We start from the raw sequence: 18,925 nt of genomic DNA on the forward strand, positions 1-18,925 counted from the left end.
TTGGAATGGAAAGTATCGCGAAAATAAATATTAAAAAGGCTTACCGCGATGCGCTTTCACCATCTCGATCTTAATTTACTGGTCGCCCTTGATGTGCTGCTGGAAGAACAGAACATCACCCACGCGGCGACTCGCCTGCACATGACCCAATCGGCTACGAGCGGCGTGCTGGCGAGGCTGCGGACCTATTTCGATGACGACCTGCTAGTCCAGATCGGGCGCAAGATGATGCCCACGCCACTGGCCAGGGAGCTGGAGCTTCCCGTTCGGGAAGTACTGATGACTATTCAGTCCTCAATTACCGCCAGGCCGGTCCATCAGCCGGCGGAGAGCAAGCGGCATTTCCGCATAGCCGCGTCGGACTATGTCATCAGCGTCATGCTCGCCAAGGCGTTTCAGCAGATCGCCGAACAGGCGCCGCATATCACCTTTGAAATGCTGGCCTTTGGCGACACAGCCTTCGACTTGCTGACGCGAGGCGCCGTAGAAATGCTGATCATTCCCGAGCATTACCTCACCGAGAACCATCCCTCGCATTTGCTGTTTGAGGAGGAACACGTGTGTGTGGTTTGGGCTGGCAATAAGACCGTGGGCGAACGCATCTCGATTGAGCAATACTTGGATATGGGTCACATCACCGTGGGCCTCGGTCGCAGTAGGCGCATCACCATCGAAGATTTTTTCATGAGTCAGTACAAATGCACGCGCCGGCTTGAAGTCATTACCCATGACTTCAACACTCTGCCACAGCTGGTGGTCGGGACCGAGCGCATCGTCACCATGCACCGGCGGCTGGCCGAGCTATATGCGCAGCACTACCCACTGCGGATCATCCCGACGCCTGTTCCGCTGCCATTGATGCAGGAGCATCTGGTGTGGCATCGCAGCATGGACCGCGACCCAATGCTGCGATGGGTGCGCGAACAGATCATCAAGACCGCCCAGGCGATGCCGCCCTGCGAGCGCTACGAAATTTCTATGCCTACCTGAAAATAGCTGGGGGCTAGCGTGCATGATCGACCCGCCCCTCCCCCGCTTGCGAACCAGCGTCAGGCCGTCGTCCGAAAATCTCCAACCGCCGCGTTGAGCGCACCGCCCACCTGTTCCAGCTCGAGCACCGAGGCCTCCAGCAACCGACTCTCCTCGGTACTCTGCTCCGCTACCGTCCGTACTCGCTCCATACTTTCGCCAACCTGTTCAGCCACCGCACTCTGCTCTTCGGCAGCTGCGGCGATCTGCTGACTCATCTGCTCAACTGTCGACACCGCCGCGGCGATTTCCTGCAGCGCTTGCGACGCTTGTGCGGCGAGCACCACGCTCTCGCCGGTCAGCGCCTGACTCCCCTGCAAGCGACTCGCCGCCTGCTCAGCTACGGTCCGCAGTTGCTGGATGATGGCGGCGATATCGTCAGTGGAGGCTTGTGTGCGCCGCGCCAAGTTGCGTACCTCGTCCGCCACCACAGCAAAACCACGACCATTTTCGCCGGCACGTGCTGCTTCAATTGCAGCATTCAAGGCCAGCAGATTGGTCTGCCCGGCCAGGGCATTGATCACATCGAGCACCTTACCGATAGCCGCGCTCTCGTTGAGCAGCGAGCCCATCGCTTCGGAGCACCCACTCATCTCCTGGGCCAAGTGACCGATCTTGGTCGTCGCCTGACGCACCAACTCCTCGCCCTTACGCGCTTGACTATCTGCCTGCGCAACCGCGTCGCGGGTCTGGCTGGCATTGCGCGCGACGTCTTGCGCGGTAGCAGCCATCTGCTGCATAGCGGTGGCCGCCAATTCAGTCTCCTCACGCTGCGAGCCGACTCCCTGACGAGTACGCTCGGTCACATGCACCAGACCGTTAGCGGCTTGGTTTAGCTGCCCGACACCCTGGCCGATCCGCCCGACCAGCCCGCGCAAACTGTCGAGCATGACCCCAACGCTGGCGAGCAACTGCCCCAGCTCATCACGCCGGCCAGACGCATCGACGTGTGCGCTAAGATCTCCTGATGCCACCCGCCGAGTAAGCTCAACAGCTTGACGCAACGGCTGTAAAATCAAGTAGCGAATCACTAGGCTAGCGCCGATGCCTAAACTGAGCGCCAGTAACACAATCCCCCCAAGCAGCCGGGATACCCGCTGACTCATCGCCTGCGAGGCCTGCACCTGCGCGGCGCGGGCCGCCCCAAGCAGAGCGGTCACTTTGTCCGCTGCGACATTCATCGCCGCCTGGCTATCGGTGGTTTGCGTACGGCTTGCGGCATAACGTCCGAACGCGGAGCGGTATTCGCCCAGCGCCGCACTCGCCTGGGTCAGCGATTCCTGCTCCACGCCTTCGAGCCGCCGCGCTAAGTTTTCCATGTACGAGCGCAGGTCCATCATCCGCGTCTCCCAGTCGTTGCGCACCTGGGTGCTGCCGTCCAGGGTAAAATAGAGTTCGCTGTCACGCAGGTTTGCCAGCTTGTCACGCAGCATTGAGGCTTGTTCAAGCTGCAGCATGCGCACTGAATCAGCCGGCTGCGCCTGCTCGGCGAGGAGGTTGACCGCGTCGAGCTGGTCCAACACCACTACGGTGAATCGCTCGCCAAGCGCCTGGGCCGCCTGCTGCATGCGCAAGCGCGCCGCGCGGGCATCGCGCTGGGCTTGGGCGTACCGCTCGAACTGGGCGAGATAAGTGCTTGCCGCCTCGAGGGAATCGCCCTGCCCGGTATCTGCTGGAGGTTTTTGTAACAAAGAGATGAGCTCACCGGTGAGGCCCGCAACCTTGCTGGCCTCCTCCTCAGCCAACTCCAGGCCGAAGGCTTTTACCGCTACCCGCGCTTGCAGCATCAGCGACTCGACGGATGCCACGTCGCGCGTCTTCTCGGCTCGTGCTTCAAGCATGTTGAAGGCATAAAACGCCGTCGCTGCAACTCCTAGGGTAGATAACAGCACCAAGCCGAAACCGAGCGACAACTTGGTACCCACTGACAGGTTGCCCAGTACACGAGCCATCATAGGGACCACCTTTTACGCAACGAAAGAGAAGTGCAGGTCGCCGCGGTGTCGTGGCGGATGAGGGCTTGATCGGTCGTAGGAAGCATAAGCCGCAATGCCTGCGGCGGGACGAGGCTGCACCTGAGAGTTGGTGCCGTGGGGCGCCATGGCGAGCTGAGCATATGAGGTCTTCTTCTTGTTCTTCGAAGCGCCTGGAGCCTACCCAGTGCACGCCCCGCTCGGCTAATCACCAATGGCGATGCAAGCCATCGCAAACGCGGATAGGTTGAATACCCTCCCCGAACCCTCCAGGAAATAGCCGCGCTAGGCGAACGATCACTCAATAGGTATCGCGTTTACCGATGCCTCCCATCCTTACAAGCGATTTGTGCCAACCAGGTACGCGTGCGATTTTCCTGCCATGTGCGGCAGCCTTGCTCGGCCCCGCCAAGCACGAATTGACCTGGGACGCCACTCCTCAGATGAGGGCCGCCTAACTTCACCCTTATGCTCAGTACCAGACAAAGCCGAGGCATTAGCCCCCGCGTTTGAAACCGCGCCCCTGCAAGAGCGCCACCTACCGGGCAAGCCGAAAAACAACTAGAAACTAGAAAGGAAAACAACCGATGTTCCGTTATTTCCCCACCAACTATGTATGGAATCTCTCCGTCGACCTCGCCATCGAGATGGGCGCGAAAATGGGTGAGATCGTCGAGATGTGTGAACCGCTACAGGACGCAGCCAAGCAGCCGGATGCATCCGGTACCCGCGCCTTCCGCGAGACCTGGTCCAAGATGGCCGACAAACTGTTCGACATGGCGCAGGAAGATGAAGCCAAGGGCCACCTGCTTTCCGCCGGCGAGAAGTACAACCGTGCCGCCACTTACTACCTGACCTGCGAGCGTCTGCAAGCGCACGGCGCGCCAGGACGACTGGAGCTTTACCAACGCTTCCTTGACGTGTTTGCGCGCGGTATCCAACTGTCGAAAGAAAACTGCGAGCGTGTCGAAATCCCCTACGAAGGCAAGGTGATCTCCGCCCTGTATGTGCGCGCAGAGGGTGTTGAGGGTCCGCAACCGGTGATGGTGCAGCTCAACGGACTGGATTCGACCAAGGAAATGAAATACCGCGTCGGCCTACCCTTCTGGCTGGCCAAGCGCGGCGTCGCCTCGCTACTGATTGACCAGCCCGGCACCGGCGAAGCATTACGCCTGCATGATATGAAGGCCCGCTACGACGCCGAGCATTGGGGCAGCGTGGTGTTCGACTGGCTCGCCGCCCGTGCCGACATCGATGCCAAGCGCATCGGCTGCGAAGGCGTATCACTCGGCGGCTACTACTGCCCACGCGTAGTGGCCATGGAGCCGCGTTACGCCTGCGGCGTGATCTGGGGGGCCAACCACGATTGGCGTGACGTGCAAAAGCGTCGCCTGGAGAAGGAAGGTGACTTCCCGGTGCCACATTACTGGGATCACGTGCGCTGGGTTTGGGGCGGCAAAGACACCGAGGAATTCATGCAGATCGCCGAGAACGTCCACCTCGACGGCGTCGTCGAGCGCATCAAGGTCCCGTTCCTCGTCACCCACGGCGAAAAGGACTCACAGATCCCGCTCAAGTGGGCCCATCGCACCTACGAGCAACTGGTCAATAGCCCCAAGCGTGAACTGAAGATCTTCACCGATCGTGAAGGCGGCGTGCAGCACTCCAGCTTTGACAACCCGATCAACGCCGGCCACCTCATCGCCGACTGGATCGCGGAAACCCTTGGCGGCCACGTCGCCTAACAAGAACAAGAGGAAGTTGCCCGTGAACATCATCGGACCCGATTACCTGGTCTTCGGCGTCGACGACGTCGAAGCCTGCTGCCAGTACATGACCGACTATGGCCTCAAGCCCATTGACATGACCAACAAGGGCGGACGCTTCGAGGCGCTCGACGGCACCGGCGTGGTCATCCGCCACCGCGCAGACCCGAGCCTGCCGGCCGCGATGGAAACCTCCACTATGCTGCGCGAAACCGTCTACGGCGTTGCCGACGAGCAGACGCTGCAGGCCATCGAAGAGGAACTGTCTAAGGATCGCAGCATCACGCGCGGCACCGACGGCGTGTTGCGCTGTGTCGACGACATGGGCTTCGCGCTCGGTTTCCAGCTCTGCCAACGCCGCACGATCGACCTGCCCGCCGAGCGCGTCAATGCGCCCGGCGACAAGCCGCAGCGCCCCGCAAATGAACTAGGCGCGACACAAGACATGCCTGCGCTACCACGCAGCCTGTCGCACGTCGTCTACTTTGTACCGGATTTCGCAAAGGCTGAAGCCTTTTACGCGCGCCTAGGCTTCGTCTGTACCGATCGCTTTGTCGGTGTCGGGCCGTTCCTGCGCCCCGCCGGCACCCTGGACCACCACACGCTGTTCATGATCGAGACGCCGCCATTCATGAAGGGTATCGAGCACTTCACGTTCCACATGGGCGGGCCAACTGAAGTGATGATGGCGGGCTACCGCTTCGTCGAGAAAGGATACCAGTCATTCTGGGGGCCGGGCCGTCATCAGTTTGGCTCGAACTGGTTCTGGTACTTCAATAGCCCGCTGGGTTGCCACGTCGAATACGACGCCGATATGGACCTGCATGACGACAGCTGGGCGGCCCGCGAAGCGCCGATCAGTGCTGACACGTCGCAGTACTTCCTTTTCGAGCATCGCCCGAAATGGTCGCCAGGCGGGCCAGGCCCAGATGTTCCGCACTGATCCATTGAGGCCCTGGGAAACCGGGGCTTTTTCATTGCGGGATCACGGCCCGGCAATGACCGAAAAGCCAAACCAAAATAAGAAAAGCCAGGACGTCACATGCTCAATCGAGTGTTCAACCGCGTATTTTTGATAGCCCTGCTCGCCGGGCCCATTTTTGCCAGCGCTAGCGAATCCGCTCGGAATTTGCAGGCCATCCGCAACAAGGCATTCGATGTTTGCAACAGCGCGATACTGTACTTCAACCCAAATGTGGATCGCCGTGACGGCGGGCGGGATCCTCGCCATGCTGAGGAATACCGGCAAAGCCTCAAGCAGTTACGTGGACTGGTTGACCCAGTACGAGACACACGATTAGCAGCGCCGTTAGAAATAATGGAAACGCTTCTCGCCGAACTTGAGCGACTACCGTCTAACGATGAACCACGCTATTCGCACTGGCTAAACCCGATTCTCCAGGCCCACGCCGATCTAGACAACCGCGCAGCTCAACTGTACGCGACGGAACCACTGTCACCCGCTCAAGAGTCGCTTGACGCGCTTAGCCTCAATCTTGCTCGAATGGATTTGCTCTATCAGACCCGCACATTCGGGGCACTGCGGTTCTTCTTGAGCGACAACAGCAGTGATCCCTTCAAGGCACTCGACAGAAAAATAATCGATGGCTTTGATAAAACGGAGGGGCTTTGGCCGAATCACGGCAATGTTATTAGTACGAGCCGCAGAAACTACTACTTTGTTCGAAGAAGCTTACTAGAACATGGCGAGGACTTAGTCCAGGAGAGTGCCGCTTACTATCTGGGGAAGATCACTCGAACGTTGAATTCCCTGCCCCTTACGCAGGGTGAGATCACTGAGCCGTAGCAAGCCGTAAAGTTAGGCCCGTGCGGTATCGGGGATGCTATGTCGACACGACCCTCCCGCCAGCGTTGTGCGCCGGCATGCGTCAGGCCTCGTTATTCGATAAACCAACAAAACTACCCTCACCAGTGTACAGGACATGGGCGACAACACTTCAGGCCCTAGGCTGTGAAAGGAGAGACGAGCAGCCGAAACCGCTCCACCCCGGAGGGAATACGTTTTTTCGGAGCCTACAGTTCGACTCCGAGACGGTTCGGTGCTCAGGACCGAGGGGCGACTGATCCAGCCGGGACTCGGTTTTCAGGCCGCGCTGAACAGCTTGTGCGGGTCGATGACGAATTTCTTCGGCACGCCGGCGTCGAACTCGTGATAGCCATTCGGCGCGTCGTCCAGGCTGATCACCTGTACGCCAACCACTTCGGCGATGTTGATGCGGTCCCACATGATCGCCTGCATCAGCTGGCGGTTGTACTTCATCACCGGGGTCTGGCCGGTGTGGAAGCTGTGCGATTTGGCCCAGCCGAGGCCGAAGCGGATGCTCAGGGCACCCTTCTTCGCGGCGGCGTCGACCGCACCTGGATCGTCGGTCACGTACAGGCCGGGGATGCCGATCTTGCCGGCAACCCGGACCACGCCCATCAGCGAGTTGAGCACGGTGGCCGGAGCTTCGTGCTGCACGCCGTCGTGACCATGACCGCGCGCTTCGAAGCCCACCGCGTCAATCGCGCAATCGACTTCCGGCTCACCCAGCAGGGCGGCGATCTGTTCGTGCAACGGAATGTCCAGCGACAGGTCGGCGATCTCGAAGCCCTGGGCCTTGGCATGCACCAGGCGCACCGGGTTGACGTCACCGACTATGACCACGGCGGCGCCGAGCAGGCGCGCGGAGGCGGCAGCGGCCAGACCGACCGGGCCGGCACCGGCGATGTACACCGAGGTGCCAGGGCCGACGCCCGCGGTGACGGCGCCGTGGTAGCCGGTCGGCAGGATGTCGGACAGGCAGGTCAGATCGCGGATCTTCTCCATCGCCTTGTCGCGATTCGGCAGCTTGAGCAGGTTGAAGTCGGCGTACGGCACCATGGCGTACTCAGCCTGGCCACCGGTCCAGTCACCCATGTCGACGTAGCCATAGGCGCCACCCGGACGGGCCGGGTTGACCGACAGGCAGACGCCGGTGTGTTGTTCCTTGCAGCTGCGGCAGCGGCCGCAGGCGACGTTGAACGGTACCGAGACCAGATCGCCGATCTGCAGGTTCTCGACGTCGCGGCCCTTCTCGATCACTTCGCCGGTGATCTCGTGACCCAGCACCAGGCCGGTCTGTGCGGTAGTACGGCCGCGCACCATGTGCTGGTCCGAACCACAGATGTTGGTTGATACCACGCGCAGAATCACCGCGTGCTCGATCTTCTTGCCGCGCGGATCCTGCATTTTCGGATAGTCAATTTTCTGTACCTCGACCTTACCCGCGCCGAGATAGACGACACCACGATTACCAGACATACAACCTCCTTCAATGCACTTAGGGATTTACGCAAAATAGAAAAAATCAGCGAGCGCTTACCCAGTCGATTTGCGCCCACTGAACACTCAGCAGTCGTTAAAGCATGCGAACGCAGGACGAGGCCTCCGATCCCAAAAGTTCTCCTCAATCAAGTAATGGCAATCGCGGTGCAAATTTTGAGCTACTCAACGTGCTAGCCAACCGGATAGCTTCTTGAGCACGCAGCAGAGCGAGGCGGGCGGCCCACTCCGGGTTGAACCTTCGGCTAGAGATCAAGCACCAGGCGCGGAGTTCGCGCCCTGGAGCAGCATGGTGTGAACTGGTCATTTCGAGCCTGTTCCTCCACGGTGAGGAACATGTCGCGATGGTCAGGCTCTCCCTCCAGCACTCGGGTCAGGCAAGTACCACAAATGCCTTGCTCGCACGAAAGCGGCAAGTCAATACCAGCCTCCAACAGCACGTCGGCAACTGAACGATCGGCTGGAATCAGCAAACAGTGGCCGCTACTCGCTAACTGTACCTCGAAGCTCCCGTCATTCGCGTGTACCTGAGGCTCTGCGCTGAAATACTCGCGATGTAGACTCGCCTCCGGCCACCCCGCCGCCTGCGCCTGAGCCAAGACGAACGCCATGAACCCACCAGGACCGCAAACATAGAGATGATCCCCTTCGGTATAGCCCGCCAGGACCTGCCCTGCATTGAGCTTCTGCTCATCACCGCGATCATCGAAGTGAAAGTTCACCCGATCGGCAAAGCAGGAACCCTGCATAAGTTCAACAAAGGCAGTGCGCGCCTGTGAGCGACTGCAGTAATGCACTTGGAATTGCGCGCCAATCTGCGCTAGGCGCTCAGCCATGCAGAGGATGGGCGTGATGCCGATACCACCAGCGAAGAGCAACGAGCGCTTGGCGCCATGCGCTAGCGGGAACAGGTTGCGGGGCTCGCTGATACGCAGCTGAGTGCCCTCGTCAACTAATTCGTGCATGACTTGGGAGCCACCTCGCGATACTGGGTCGAGCAAGACCCCGATTTGGTAGCGATGCTGCTCGTCGGGGTGATTGCACAGCGAATACTGCCGTACCAGCCCGTTAGGCAGGTGGACATCGACATGGGAACCTGCGCTGAACGGCGGTAATGACCGCCCATCGGTCCGGGCCAATTCGAAACTATATACGCCTTCGGCTTCCAGGTTTTTGCGAGTGACAGTGACGTCGATCATGGTGTTCTACCTCGTGGAATATAGGGCGGGACCACGCGGATACGTTGAACGGCGTGGATAGCCGCGCAGCTCACGCGACAAGAGGACAAGTTGGGTCGACTGCAGCACTAGTCAAACAAGTGCTACAGTGAGCTTCAGCAAGGATTGATTTCTCGCTGATGGACGCGCAGTGCTCGAAGCACCGCTGCATGAAACACCGCAGCTCGATCTCCAACGGTTCACTCTCGATCGGCTCCAAGCTAGGCAAGACAAAAACCTGCTGCTTTCGCTAATAAGAAATCTGTTAGTTTTAATTGTGCTAGCACGAATATGCGAGCGTACGCGTTTGTGCGGTATTGGGGATGCTATGCCGACACGACCCTCCCGCCAGCGTTGTGCGTCCCTTTGCAGCACAGGGTAGAAAGTCGCAAGTGATTTGACCAATCGTTAGTAAGAATTGCGAGTATCTAGAAACTAGATACCCCTCTTAGGCGGGCCATTTCGGCCTGAAACAAGTTTAACGATCCTCAATCGAGGGCGGCCTCAAATCACCTGCTACTACTTCATTGACTCCACACCCATCTCGTCCCATACCTCCTCGGCCAAGTGGAAGGTGGCGTTGGCCGCCGGTATCCCACAGTAGATCGCGCTCTGCATCAGCACTTCCTTGATCTCGTCACGGGTCACGCCGTTGTTCTTCGCCGCCTTGAGGTGCAGCCGCAACTCCCCCTCGCGGTTCATGCCGATCAGCATGGCGATGGTGATCAGGCTGCGGGTGTGCAGCGGCAGGCCGGGACGAGTCCAGATATCGCCCCAGGCATGCCGGGTAATCATTTCCTGGAACTCCTGGTTGAACGGCGTCAGGTGCTGCAGGCTGCGCTCGACATGGGCATCACCGAGTACCGCGCGGCGCACCTGCATGCCGGCTTCGTAGCGTTGTTTCTCGTCCATTTCGAGCTCCAGGTAGTTTAAAGGTGGTGCGCATGGCGCGCCCTACGGACGCTGCGTGGGGCGCCGAAGGGTGTGCCACGCGCACCAAAACATTTCAGGCGCGCAGGAAGTCCAGCACGCGGCGGGTGAACAATTCTCCGGCCTCGACGTTGGATAGGTGCGCGGCGTGCAACTCGACCAGCTCGGCACCACGGATGCGCTCCTGCATGAAACGGCCGTGCTCCGGGGTGGTCACCGCATCGGCCGTGCCGCAGACGATCAGGGTCGGCGCTTGGATGCTGCCGACCTGTTCACGGAAGTCGGCATCACGTACCGCTGCGCAGTTGGCTGCATAGCCCTGCGGCGAGGTGGCGGCGAGCATGTCGACCACCGGCTCGACTTTGACCTGCTCGGCCGCGGCAAATCCCGCAGTGAACCAGCGCGAAATCGAGGCATCGCGCAGCGCCAGCATGGCCGCCTGGCCGTCGCGCAGCACGGTCTCGATGCGCGGGTTCCACACATCCGGACTGCCGATCTTCGCCGCGGTATTGCACAGCACCAGGCGCTGGATACACGCCGGTGCGTTGATCGCCAGCCACTGACCGATCAGGCCACCCATGGACAGGCCGCAGAACGCGGCGCGCTCGATATCCAGCGCATCCAGCAAAGCCAGCACGTCGCGGCCATTTTTGCTCGATGCTGTAGCTGCCCTCGGTCACCAGCGACTGGCCATGGCCACGGGTGTCGTAGCGCAGTACGCGGAAATGTTCGACGAAGGCCGGGATCTGCGCGTCCCACATATGCAAATCGGTACCCAGCGAATTAGACAGCACCAGCACTGGCGCATCCACGGGGCCTTCAAGACTGTAATAAAGATCGCCACCGGCGAGGTGTACGTCAGGCATGCAAAAACTCCTAATTCGAAAAATCCTGGTGTTCGGCCACAGCCCGCTCGACCCAGCGGCGTGCCTGGCCCAGGTACAGAGCCGGATCGAGCAGGCGATCAATCTCTTCGGCTGACAGCTGTGCGTTGACCTCGGCATTGCTACCAAGTACCTGACGCAGATGCACACCTTCAAGCACGGCCTGCTTGCAGCACTGTTCGAGCAGATGGTGGGCGACATCGCGGCCGATGCGCTGGGCCAGGGCGATGCTCACCGCCTCGGCCAGCACCAAGCCCTGAGTCAGGTCGAGGTTGGCGCGCATGCGTGCGGCATCCATTTCCAATCCTGGCACCAGCAGGAGGGCCTGCTGCAGTGCGCCGGAGGCTAGGCAACAGAGCTCAGGCAGGGTGTCCCATTCGGCGTGCCATAACCCGAGGCTGCGTTCGTGCTCCTGCGGCATTGCGCTAAACATCGTTGCAACAAGACCGGGCGCGCGGGTAGCAGCGCCGATCAGCACAGCGGCGCTGACCGGATTGCGCTTGTGAGGCATGGTCGAGGAACCTCCCTTGCCCGGCGCAGCCGGTTCGAAAACTTCAGCAGCCTCGGTCTGCATCAGCAGGCTGATGTCGCGGCCAAACTTACCCAGGCTACCGGAGATCAGGCCGAGCAGGCTGGCGAACTCCACCAGACGGTCGCGCTGGGTATGCCAGGGCTGCTCCGGCAGTTGCAGATCGAGTTCGCGGGCCAGGGCTTCGCTCACTGGCCAGGCCTGCTCGCCAAGCGCTGCCAGGCTGCCGGAAGCGCCACCGAACTGCAGCACCAGCAGGCGCGGCTTGAGCTCGGCCAGGCGCTGGCGATTGCGAGTAATCGCGCCGAGCACGCCGGCCAGCTTCATCCCCAGGGTCACCGGAGTGGCGTGTTGCAGCCAGGTGCGCCCAGCCAGCGGGGTATCGGCATGGCGCTCAGCCTGCACGGCCAGGGCCGCCGCCAATTGCGCCAGATCCTGCTCCAGCAGTGCGATGGCCGCCCGCAGCTGCAGGATCAGCCCACTGTCCATGGCGTCCTGACTGGTCGCACCGAGATGCACGTAGCGTTCAGCCTCAGTGCTCTGCGCCGCGACCTGTCGACCCAGCGCCTTTACCAGCGGGATGGCCGAGTTACCGGCTGTGACAATGGCCTGGGCCAGCGCGGCAAAATCATAGCCTTCGGCGTGGCAAGCGTTGACGATAAATGGCACCGCCGCCTGCGGAATCAGCCCACTGCTCGCCTCGGCTCGCGCCAGGGCGGCCTCGAAATCCAGCATGCCCTGCACCCGGCCGTGATCGGAAAAGATCGCACGCATGGCCGGTTGGGTGAAATAGGCGTCGAAGAGTTGGTTGCTCGGGCGGTTCAAACCGATGCTCCAGTAAGTAGGACGATGATTTGTTGTATAGCAGTGCATGCCGCACGACTAGTATTTGCATGAGCGAGCCCGCCTGACGACCGGGTTTCCGATACCCCAATGATCGCAGACGAGCCGGTGATGCAAACCTCACGCGGTGCTCTTGGCAATCTAGAGCGCCAAGTGTTCATACACTTTCAGTGGCCAGCCGGCGCACTAAAAGTCAAAGAACACCGTCTCGCCTTCGCCCTGGATGCGCATGTCGAAGCGGTAGGCAGTCTTGCCGTCAATTTCGCAGCGCTTGGCAATCAGGGTGGCACGGCGCTCTGGCTGCTCGATCAAGTTGAGCATCGGATCCTGAGTATTCGCCTCAGATTCATCTTCGAAATACAGGCGGGTCTGCAGGTGAATGTTAATCCCGCGGGCGAATAGGCTGATGTTGACGTGCGGTGCCATCGGCACCCCGGCCGCATTCTTCACCACACCCGGCTTGACCGTCTGCACATGCCACTCGCTGCCGGAATCGAAGGTGGTGGCGGTACGCCCGAAGCTGTTGAAGGATTTTTCCACATCGAACGCGTGGTCGAACTCGCCCTTGTGGTCAACCTGCCAAAGCTCCAAGAAGGAGTCGCGCACCAGATGTCCGTTACCATCGAAGACCTGGCCGATCAAAGTGATGTGCTCACCCGCCGCGCTAGGCTTGGCCATCTGGTTCCAGACTTCCTGCTCGCGGCTCGGGTTGCCGGCGACGGCCAGGGCCAGGCCGATATGCACGAATGGGCCAGCGGTTTGCGAAGGGGTTTCCGGCAGCAGTTGGGTAGGCATGTTCGGTTCCTCCTCAGCGGTTCTCAAAATGGGTCTGACGTTGCCCGCGCAACACGATATCGAAGCGGTAGGCCAGGCAGTCCATGGGGTTAGCCGCACTCATGTCGAGCTTGGCGATCAGCATCTGCACCGCATCCGGGTTGGCGATCGACTTGACGATCGGACACATCGGAATCAACGGGTCGCCCTCGAAGTACAGCTGGGTGATCAGGCGGGTAGAGATCGACGGGCCACTGATGGAGACGTGAATATGCGCCGGACGCCAGTCATTCGGGCCGTTGCGCCAGGGATAAGGCCCGGGCTTGATGGTGCGGAAGCTGTAATTGCCTTGGCTATCGGTCAATGTGCGGCCGACGCCTCCGAAGTTGGGGTCGAGCGGCGCCAGATAGCGGTCGTTCTTGTGCCGATAGCGCCCGCCAGCGTTGGCCTGCCACATCTCCACTAGGGTATGCGCAATCGGCTTGCCGTACTGATCCATGACCCGCCCGGTAACGATGATGCGCTCGCCGATCGGCAGGCCACCGTTATTGAAGTTGAGCAGCAGGTCGTTGTCATACTGCCCCATCTTCAGGTGCGAGAAGTCCGGACCGCTGGTTTCCGAGATCGACTGCGGGATGCTCACCAGCGCCTGGCGCGGCGAGCGAGCTATCGAGGTCTTGTAGTCCGGAGTGAAGGCCTTGGGGTGCCAATTACGGTCGCGAATGACGAAGCGGCTATGTTCCGCGTCAGACATGTCGATCTCCTCTAGTTGGAATGGATGCCGCGGCCTGCAGGCTCAGGCATAGCAACCAGTCTCAATTAGAATCACAAGGCTGAAAATTGAATATATCGCTCACAACCATAACCATTTGGTTATGGATGTGAGCGATACTCAGCTGCCGCCGAGCGCAAGGTCTCGCAACACCACTGCGCCGCCAACGAAAGTGCCGCCGTAGGATTACTGCAAATACCCACCGAGCCACCAGGCTCCTGCAGACCAATATTCAACTCAATCAGCTCGCCACGCGCCAGATCCTGGCGCACGGCATCCTGCGGCGCGATCCACACCGCATCGCTGCACTGCACATAACGCCGACTGAGGGCGACCGATAGTGTTTCCAAGCGCTGCTGCGGCATGACGACACCACATTGCACGTAGAGACTATCGGCAGAGCGGCGAATAGTGGTTCCGGCCAGCGGTAGCACCACAGGATATTCGCCGAGGCGGCTGCGGTCACGTAGATCGACCTGCAACAACGCGTGGCCGGGACGCACCACCAGCAGCATCGATTCGCTGTACAGGTGTTCAAAGGTCAGGCCTTCGATTTGCGGGCTGTCGGTCATGCGCCCGACCACCAGATCCAGCGCACCGACGCGCAGCTGATCGAGCAGATGCGCGCTAGGTCCAGTGACCACACTGACCACCAGGGCCGTGTGCTGCTCGTGCAGGCGCCGCACCACCTCGGGCAGCAGCGAACTTTCCACCGTCGACAGCACGCCCAGGCGCACCACCCCGGCCTCATGCTCGCCACTGCGTAGGCTGCGCACGCCCTCGCGCAGAGCTTGCACGCTGGGCCCGGCGTAACGCAGAAAGGCCAGCCCGGCAGCGGTCGGCGTGACGCCCTGCTTACTGCGCTCGAATAGGCGGGCAGCAAGAATTTCCTCCAGCTCTTTGAGCGTCTTCGACACCGCCGGCTGGCTGATCGCCAAGCCCACGGCAGCGCGCGCCAGACTGCCTTGGCGGGCGACTTCGAGAAAGCACAGCAGGTGGCGGAACTTGATGCGGTTGTCGATGTTCATGCGGTTCTCTGGCTCAACGTTGCAGGCGGAAGGACTTGGGCGTCTGCCCGCTGCCACGCTTGAAGAAGCGGGAAAAATACGCCGGTTCGGAAAAGCCCAGGCTGTCCGATACCTGGTTGACGGTCATCGCGGTGTAGACCAGGCAGCGCTTGGCTTCCAGCAACAGGCGCTGGTTGATCAGCTGCAAGGCCGACTGCCCAGCCAGGCGCCGACACAGAGCATTCAGGTGGGCGGCGCTGATGCCCAGTTCGGCAGCGTAACGCTCGATGGCCAGGTGCTCGCGAAAATGAATTTCCAGCAGGCGGGTAAAGCGCTGCAAATGATCACGACCACGGTCCGTGCTCTGCGTCTCGGCATGTGTCAGCGCCAGTGAGCGGCGCCCGACCCACACCAGCAAGGCGCTGATCAGCGATTGCAGCATCAGCTCGCGCCCCGGCTGCTGCTCGCTGTACTCCACAGAGATGGAGTCGAACAGTGCATCCAGGTAACGCTGCTGCTCTCCCACCGGGTAGCAGGCGGCGCGCGTCAGCGGCAGGCTGTCGAGCACCGTACCGAGCTGCTCCACCAGCGGCAGGGCCAAGCTCAGCACGTGACCCTGGATGTCCTGGGAAAAACGGAAACCATGCACGCTGAGCGCCGGTACCACCTGCAGCGAGGGCTCCTGCACACGGTTGACCACGCCCTCTACTTCCAACTCGGCGCGACCACCCTGCACGTACAGCAATTGCACCAGATCGCCATGTCGATGCGGCTTGATCTCCCACTCGTGCTGACGACTGCGCTCGGGAATCGACTCGCAATGGATCAGATCCGGCGTCGGCCAGGCAGCCGTCTCGCCGTACAGTTTGAACACAGGCACTGCCACGACAGAGGCTTTGTTCATCGAGCAGAAACCTTCGAAAAGTCCATAAATATAATCGAATAGTGCCTTCAAAACCGTTGTTAATCCACCAAAAATACAGGGAAACCAATCAAGCCCCAGCGACAGCAATTGCCGCTGCCGATACCCCGAGGACAATAACAATGAAAACCCAAGTTGCCATCATCGGTGCAGGCCCGTCAGGTCTCCTGCTCGGCCAGTTGCTCCACAAGGCCGGTATCGACAACATCATCATCGAACGCCAGAGTCCCGACTATGTACTCGGCCGCATCCGTGCCGGCGTGCTGGAACAGGGCATGGTCGACCTCCTGCGCGAGGCCGGCGTGAGTGAACGCATGGACCGCGAAGGGCTGGTGCATGACGGCTTCGAACTGGCCTTCGACGGCCGCCGCGAACGCATCGACTTGCGCGAGCTCACCGGCGGCAAGACCGTGATGATCTACGGTCAGACCGAAGTCACCCGCGACCTGATGGACGCGCGCCAGGCCAGCGGCGGCATCACCCTTTACAACGTGACGGACGCACAACTGCACGAGCTCAAGGGCGAGCGGCCGCATGTCAGCTTCACCCATAACGGCGAAACGGTGCGCCTGGACTGCGAGCACATCGCCGGCTGCGATGGCTTCCACGGCGTATCGCGCCAGTCGATTCCGCAAGGCGTTCTCAAGGAATTCGAACGGGTCTACCCGTTCGGTTGGCTGGGCGTACTGGCCGACACTCCGCCGGTCAACGAGGAGCTGATCTACGCCAACCATGAACGTGGCTTCGCCCTGTGCAGCATGCGCTCACCAACCCGTACCCGTTATTACGTGCAGGTCGGCAGTGATGAGCAGGTCGAGGACTGGTCCGACGAACGCTTCTGGAACGAACTGAAAAGTCGCCTTCCGGCCGAAACCGCCGCGCGCCTGATCACCGGCCCATCCATCGAGAAGAGCATCGCGCCGCTGCGCAGCTACGTGGTCGAGCCCATGCAGTACGGCCACTTGTTCCTAGTTGGCGATGCCGCACACATCGTTCCACCAACCGGCGCCAAGGGCCTGAACCTCGCTGCCAGCGATGTCAGCACGCTGTACCGCATCCTACTCAAGGTCTATCGCGAGGGGCGCAACGATCTGCTGGAGCGCTATTCGACAGTGTGTCTGAAGCGCATCTGGAAGGCCGAACGCTTTTCCTGGTGGATGACCTCGATGCTGCACAAGTTTCCCGACACGGACGCCTTCAGCCAGCGCATGCAGCAGACCGAGCTGGACTATTTCGTCGGATCTGAGGCCGGGCGCAAGACCATTGCGGAAAACTACGTCGGGCTGCCCTACGAAGCCATCGAGTAAGTTTATCCGGCTCCCTGCAGTAGCAATGCTCTGGGCGTTTTTTACAAAAGGCAAAGCTTTCGCAACGCAAAGTGGGTGCATCCCAAGGTTCGTCACAGCAATATGAACCTAGCTGTTGCTGCTCGGTGTGTCCGGTATCGATTGTAGATTCAACCGGTCGAGGGATTGGCCGGCGCGGCGGGACAACATGAAGTGGGACATGACAATACCTTCCTTGGTGGTGAAATCATCATGAGGATCGTCGATAACTCAGCCCTGCCCCGCGAAACTGCATAGGTACGATATCCAACCCACAACCAGCAACTCGCTTTCGTGCTGGCAAGTATTGCAGCCCTGCAACGCCCACTCCGGATAGAGCTCTTCGATGATGGTTTGCATTCACGCAGGACCTGACGCCACGCGTTCTCAGGGTCAACACCAGGAGCAAGGGACAGAGCGGTGGATAAGCCGGCGCCGACGGCTTTTTGAGCGGGGGATCAGCCAGCGCGGCGGCGGGCACCGGGGCCGCAGATGAGACCTCGGCCGGTGTCGCGGCGGAACCCTGATGCGTCACTTTCTGTCGCCGGGCGCGGTACCGGCGCTGGCGTTCGGCATGCCTGAACCGGCCGGCGCGACTGCGCTGATAGCGGGCGCCAGCGGACCGCCGCGACGCCGCACGAGCCGTCTGCGCGCACGCCGAACCGCAGTAGCGCTGGCCGCGATCGCAGGCGGAGCAGATCAGGCACTGGCGCCGGCAACCGGCGCAATTGAACAGGCGGGAAGTGGTTTCCATCGACGATCCTGGCCGATGTCACTGGACCCACCCACGAGGTAGCGAGATACTTACACGCAACCGCGCCCAGCGCGGGGTGGGGCGCGGCACTGGGAAAGACTTGGCGGTTGGCCCCGGTGTCGCGTCGTTTTTGATCGGCACCCACTATCTACGTCGAAACGCCGTGCCTGTCAGCAGTCGATACGGTACCTGCCCCATATCCGCCCCTCATTCCGATCAGTTCGACGCGAAGAATCGTCGTGATCACGGCGTGCTCGCCGCCTGGGGCGCTAATTCGCCGGATAGATGCGGTTTTTGATAGCCATCTACAGGTGTACCATGGCTGAGTTCGAAACCTGCGTTGTCCCTTTTCCACGGCGGCCAAGTCCGCTGCACGAATCCGAGCCCTCCCCTCTTCCTGTAGAAGCTGCTGCCGAGTTGCGTGCGACTATGCTCGGCGACTTACTCGATCAGATGTCTGGGCAGGATGGCTTCCAGCCGGAGAATCTGCGGCTGCGAGTCGCGACCTATGCCGCCCAGGATCTGCTCGACGAGATGGTCGTACTCTATCGGCGCGCGCTGTCCGAAGCGCGAGGAGGTGTCAGCCATGAGTAAAGGCATCATGACCTTGCTTCCCCCGCACGATGGTCATCCTGGCATGGAGATCACCTGGGCGGCGGATTGTCGGCTGGCCTTCAACCAAGGCGTGAGCTTCGCCCAGACCTGGCTCGACAATGCCCATAGCGGCTGGCTTTGGGGCGTTATGATTGCCGAGCGCGATCTATTGCCTTGCGCCATAGAGAGACGGGCCTTCGAAGTCGGCTTCCTCAGCCGCATCCATCAGCGTTTATGCTCGCCACAGTGTAGCGGTGAGCTAATCAAGGATGCGGCGTTGA

The 18,925-nt window shown here is 60.7% G+C and carries 16 protein-coding genes and 2 pseudogenes; 7 read left to right on the forward strand and 11 right to left on the reverse strand.

Translation table 11 applies throughout. The features are described 5' to 3' along the window. Positions 1–48 precede the first annotated feature (48 nt). Positions 49–990 (forward strand): LysR family transcriptional regulator, encoded by a 942-nt coding sequence (locus PH586_RS22860; RefSeq protein WP_271350111.1) that lies wholly within the window; start codon positions 49–51, stop codon positions 988–990. A gap of 59 nt (positions 991–1,049) precedes the next feature. On the opposite strand, the gene PH586_RS23780 is transcribed toward PH586_RS22860, so the two are convergent. Both PH586_RS23780 and PH586_RS23785 read right to left on the reverse strand, forming a co-directional pair. After that, a complete protein-coding gene (locus PH586_RS23780) occupies positions 1,050–1,919 on the reverse strand; it encodes a methyl-accepting chemotaxis protein (RefSeq protein ID WP_408637043.1) in 870 nt (289 codons plus the stop codon). Beyond that, a pseudogene (locus tag PH586_RS23785) lies at positions 1,914–2,984 on the reverse strand (HAMP domain-containing protein); the annotation flags it as partial. The gene PH586_RS23780 and the pseudogene PH586_RS23785, both read right to left, overlap by 6 nt. Positions 2,985–3,589: 605 nt before the next feature. Here PH586_RS23785 and PH586_RS22870 point away from each other — a divergent pair. From PH586_RS22870 to PH586_RS22880, 3 genes are all read left to right on the forward strand, one after another. Then, positions 3,590–4,747, forward strand: a complete 1,158-nt coding sequence (locus PH586_RS22870; RefSeq protein ID WP_271350113.1) for an alpha/beta hydrolase family protein — start codon at positions 3,590–3,592, stop codon at positions 4,745–4,747. 22 nt (positions 4,748–4,769) lie between these two features. Then, entirely contained in the window at positions 4,770–5,711 is a 942-nt protein-coding gene (locus PH586_RS22875; RefSeq protein ID WP_271350114.1) for a VOC family protein, read from the forward strand. A gap of 99 nt (positions 5,712–5,810) precedes the next feature. Next, positions 5,811–6,575: a hypothetical protein gene (locus PH586_RS22880; RefSeq protein WP_271350115.1), complete on the forward strand. Its 765-nt coding sequence runs from the start codon at positions 5,811–5,813 to the stop codon at positions 6,573–6,575. Between the two features lie 297 nt (positions 6,576–6,872). On the opposite strand, the gene fdhA is transcribed toward PH586_RS22880, so the two are convergent. The 9 genes and pseudogenes from fdhA to PH586_RS23810 all read right to left on the reverse strand — a co-directional run bounded on the left by fdhA (position 6,873) and on the right by PH586_RS23810 (position 15,953). After that, on the reverse strand, positions 6,873–8,072 hold the full coding sequence (gene fdhA / locus PH586_RS22885; protein ID WP_271350116.1) for a formaldehyde dehydrogenase, glutathione-independent: 1,200 nt from the start codon (positions 8,070–8,072) through the stop codon (positions 6,873–6,875). 266 nt (positions 8,073–8,338) lie between these two features. Further along, the gene (locus PH586_RS22890; RefSeq protein WP_271350117.1) at positions 8,339–9,292 is read right to left on the reverse strand and encodes a PDR/VanB family oxidoreductase; all 954 of its coding nucleotides are present in this window, start codon (positions 9,290–9,292) and stop codon (positions 8,339–8,341) included. A 537-nt stretch (positions 9,293–9,829) separates the two neighbouring features. Further along, a complete protein-coding gene (pcaC, locus tag PH586_RS22895) occupies positions 9,830–10,222 on the reverse strand; it encodes a 4-carboxymuconolactone decarboxylase (protein ID WP_271350118.1) in 393 nt (130 codons plus the stop codon). 94 nt (positions 10,223–10,316) lie between these two features. Beyond that, a pseudogene (pcaD, locus tag PH586_RS22900) lies at positions 10,317–11,106 on the reverse strand (3-oxoadipate enol-lactonase). Between the two features lie 10 nt (positions 11,107–11,116). Beyond that, entirely contained in the window at positions 11,117–12,478 is a 1,362-nt protein-coding gene (locus PH586_RS22905) for a 3-carboxy-cis,cis-muconate cycloisomerase (protein WP_271350119.1), read from the reverse strand. Positions 12,479–12,682: 204 nt separating this feature from the next. Further along, the gene (gene pcaG, locus PH586_RS22910) at positions 12,683–13,291 is read right to left on the reverse strand and encodes a protocatechuate 3,4-dioxygenase subunit alpha (protein WP_271350120.1); all 609 of its coding nucleotides are present in this window, start codon (positions 13,289–13,291) and stop codon (positions 12,683–12,685) included. 13 nt (positions 13,292–13,304) lie between these two features. Further along, positions 13,305–14,024: a protocatechuate 3,4-dioxygenase subunit beta gene (gene pcaH / locus PH586_RS22915; RefSeq protein WP_271350121.1), complete on the reverse strand. Its 720-nt coding sequence runs from the start codon at positions 14,022–14,024 to the stop codon at positions 13,305–13,307. 119 nt (positions 14,025–14,143) lie between these two features. Beyond that, positions 14,144–15,070, reverse strand: coding sequence for a pca operon transcription factor PcaQ (pcaQ, locus tag PH586_RS22920; RefSeq protein ID WP_271350122.1), 927 nt, complete (start codon positions 15,068–15,070; stop codon positions 14,144–14,146). 13 nt (positions 15,071–15,083) lie between these two features. Beyond that, positions 15,084–15,953, reverse strand: coding sequence for a helix-turn-helix domain-containing protein (locus PH586_RS23810; RefSeq protein ID WP_271350123.1), 870 nt, complete (start codon positions 15,951–15,953; stop codon positions 15,084–15,086). Between the two features lie 140 nt (positions 15,954–16,093). Here PH586_RS23810 and pobA point away from each other — a divergent pair, with 140 nt between their 5' ends. From pobA to PH586_RS22940, 3 genes are all read left to right on the forward strand, one after another. After that, positions 16,094–17,278 carry a 4-hydroxybenzoate 3-monooxygenase gene (gene pobA, locus PH586_RS22930; RefSeq protein WP_271350124.1) on the forward strand — a complete coding sequence of 395 codons (1,185 nt, stop codon included), beginning with the start codon at positions 16,094–16,096 and terminating at the stop codon, positions 17,276–17,278. Between the two features lie 1,090 nt (positions 17,279–18,368). Next, positions 18,369–18,644: a hypothetical protein gene (locus tag PH586_RS22935; RefSeq protein ID WP_271350125.1), complete on the forward strand. Its 276-nt coding sequence runs from the start codon at positions 18,369–18,371 to the stop codon at positions 18,642–18,644. Further along, the coding region (locus PH586_RS22940; RefSeq protein ID WP_271350126.1) for a LasR-specific antiactivator QslA at positions 18,637–18,925 on the forward strand (289 nt) is incomplete at its 3' end. The genes PH586_RS22935 and PH586_RS22940, both read left to right, overlap by 8 nt.

The sequence above is a fragment of the Pseudomonas aestuarii genome, assembly GCF_027988105.1.
GTDB lineage: Bacteria > Pseudomonadota > Gammaproteobacteria > Pseudomonadales > Pseudomonadaceae > Aquipseudomonas > Aquipseudomonas aestuarii.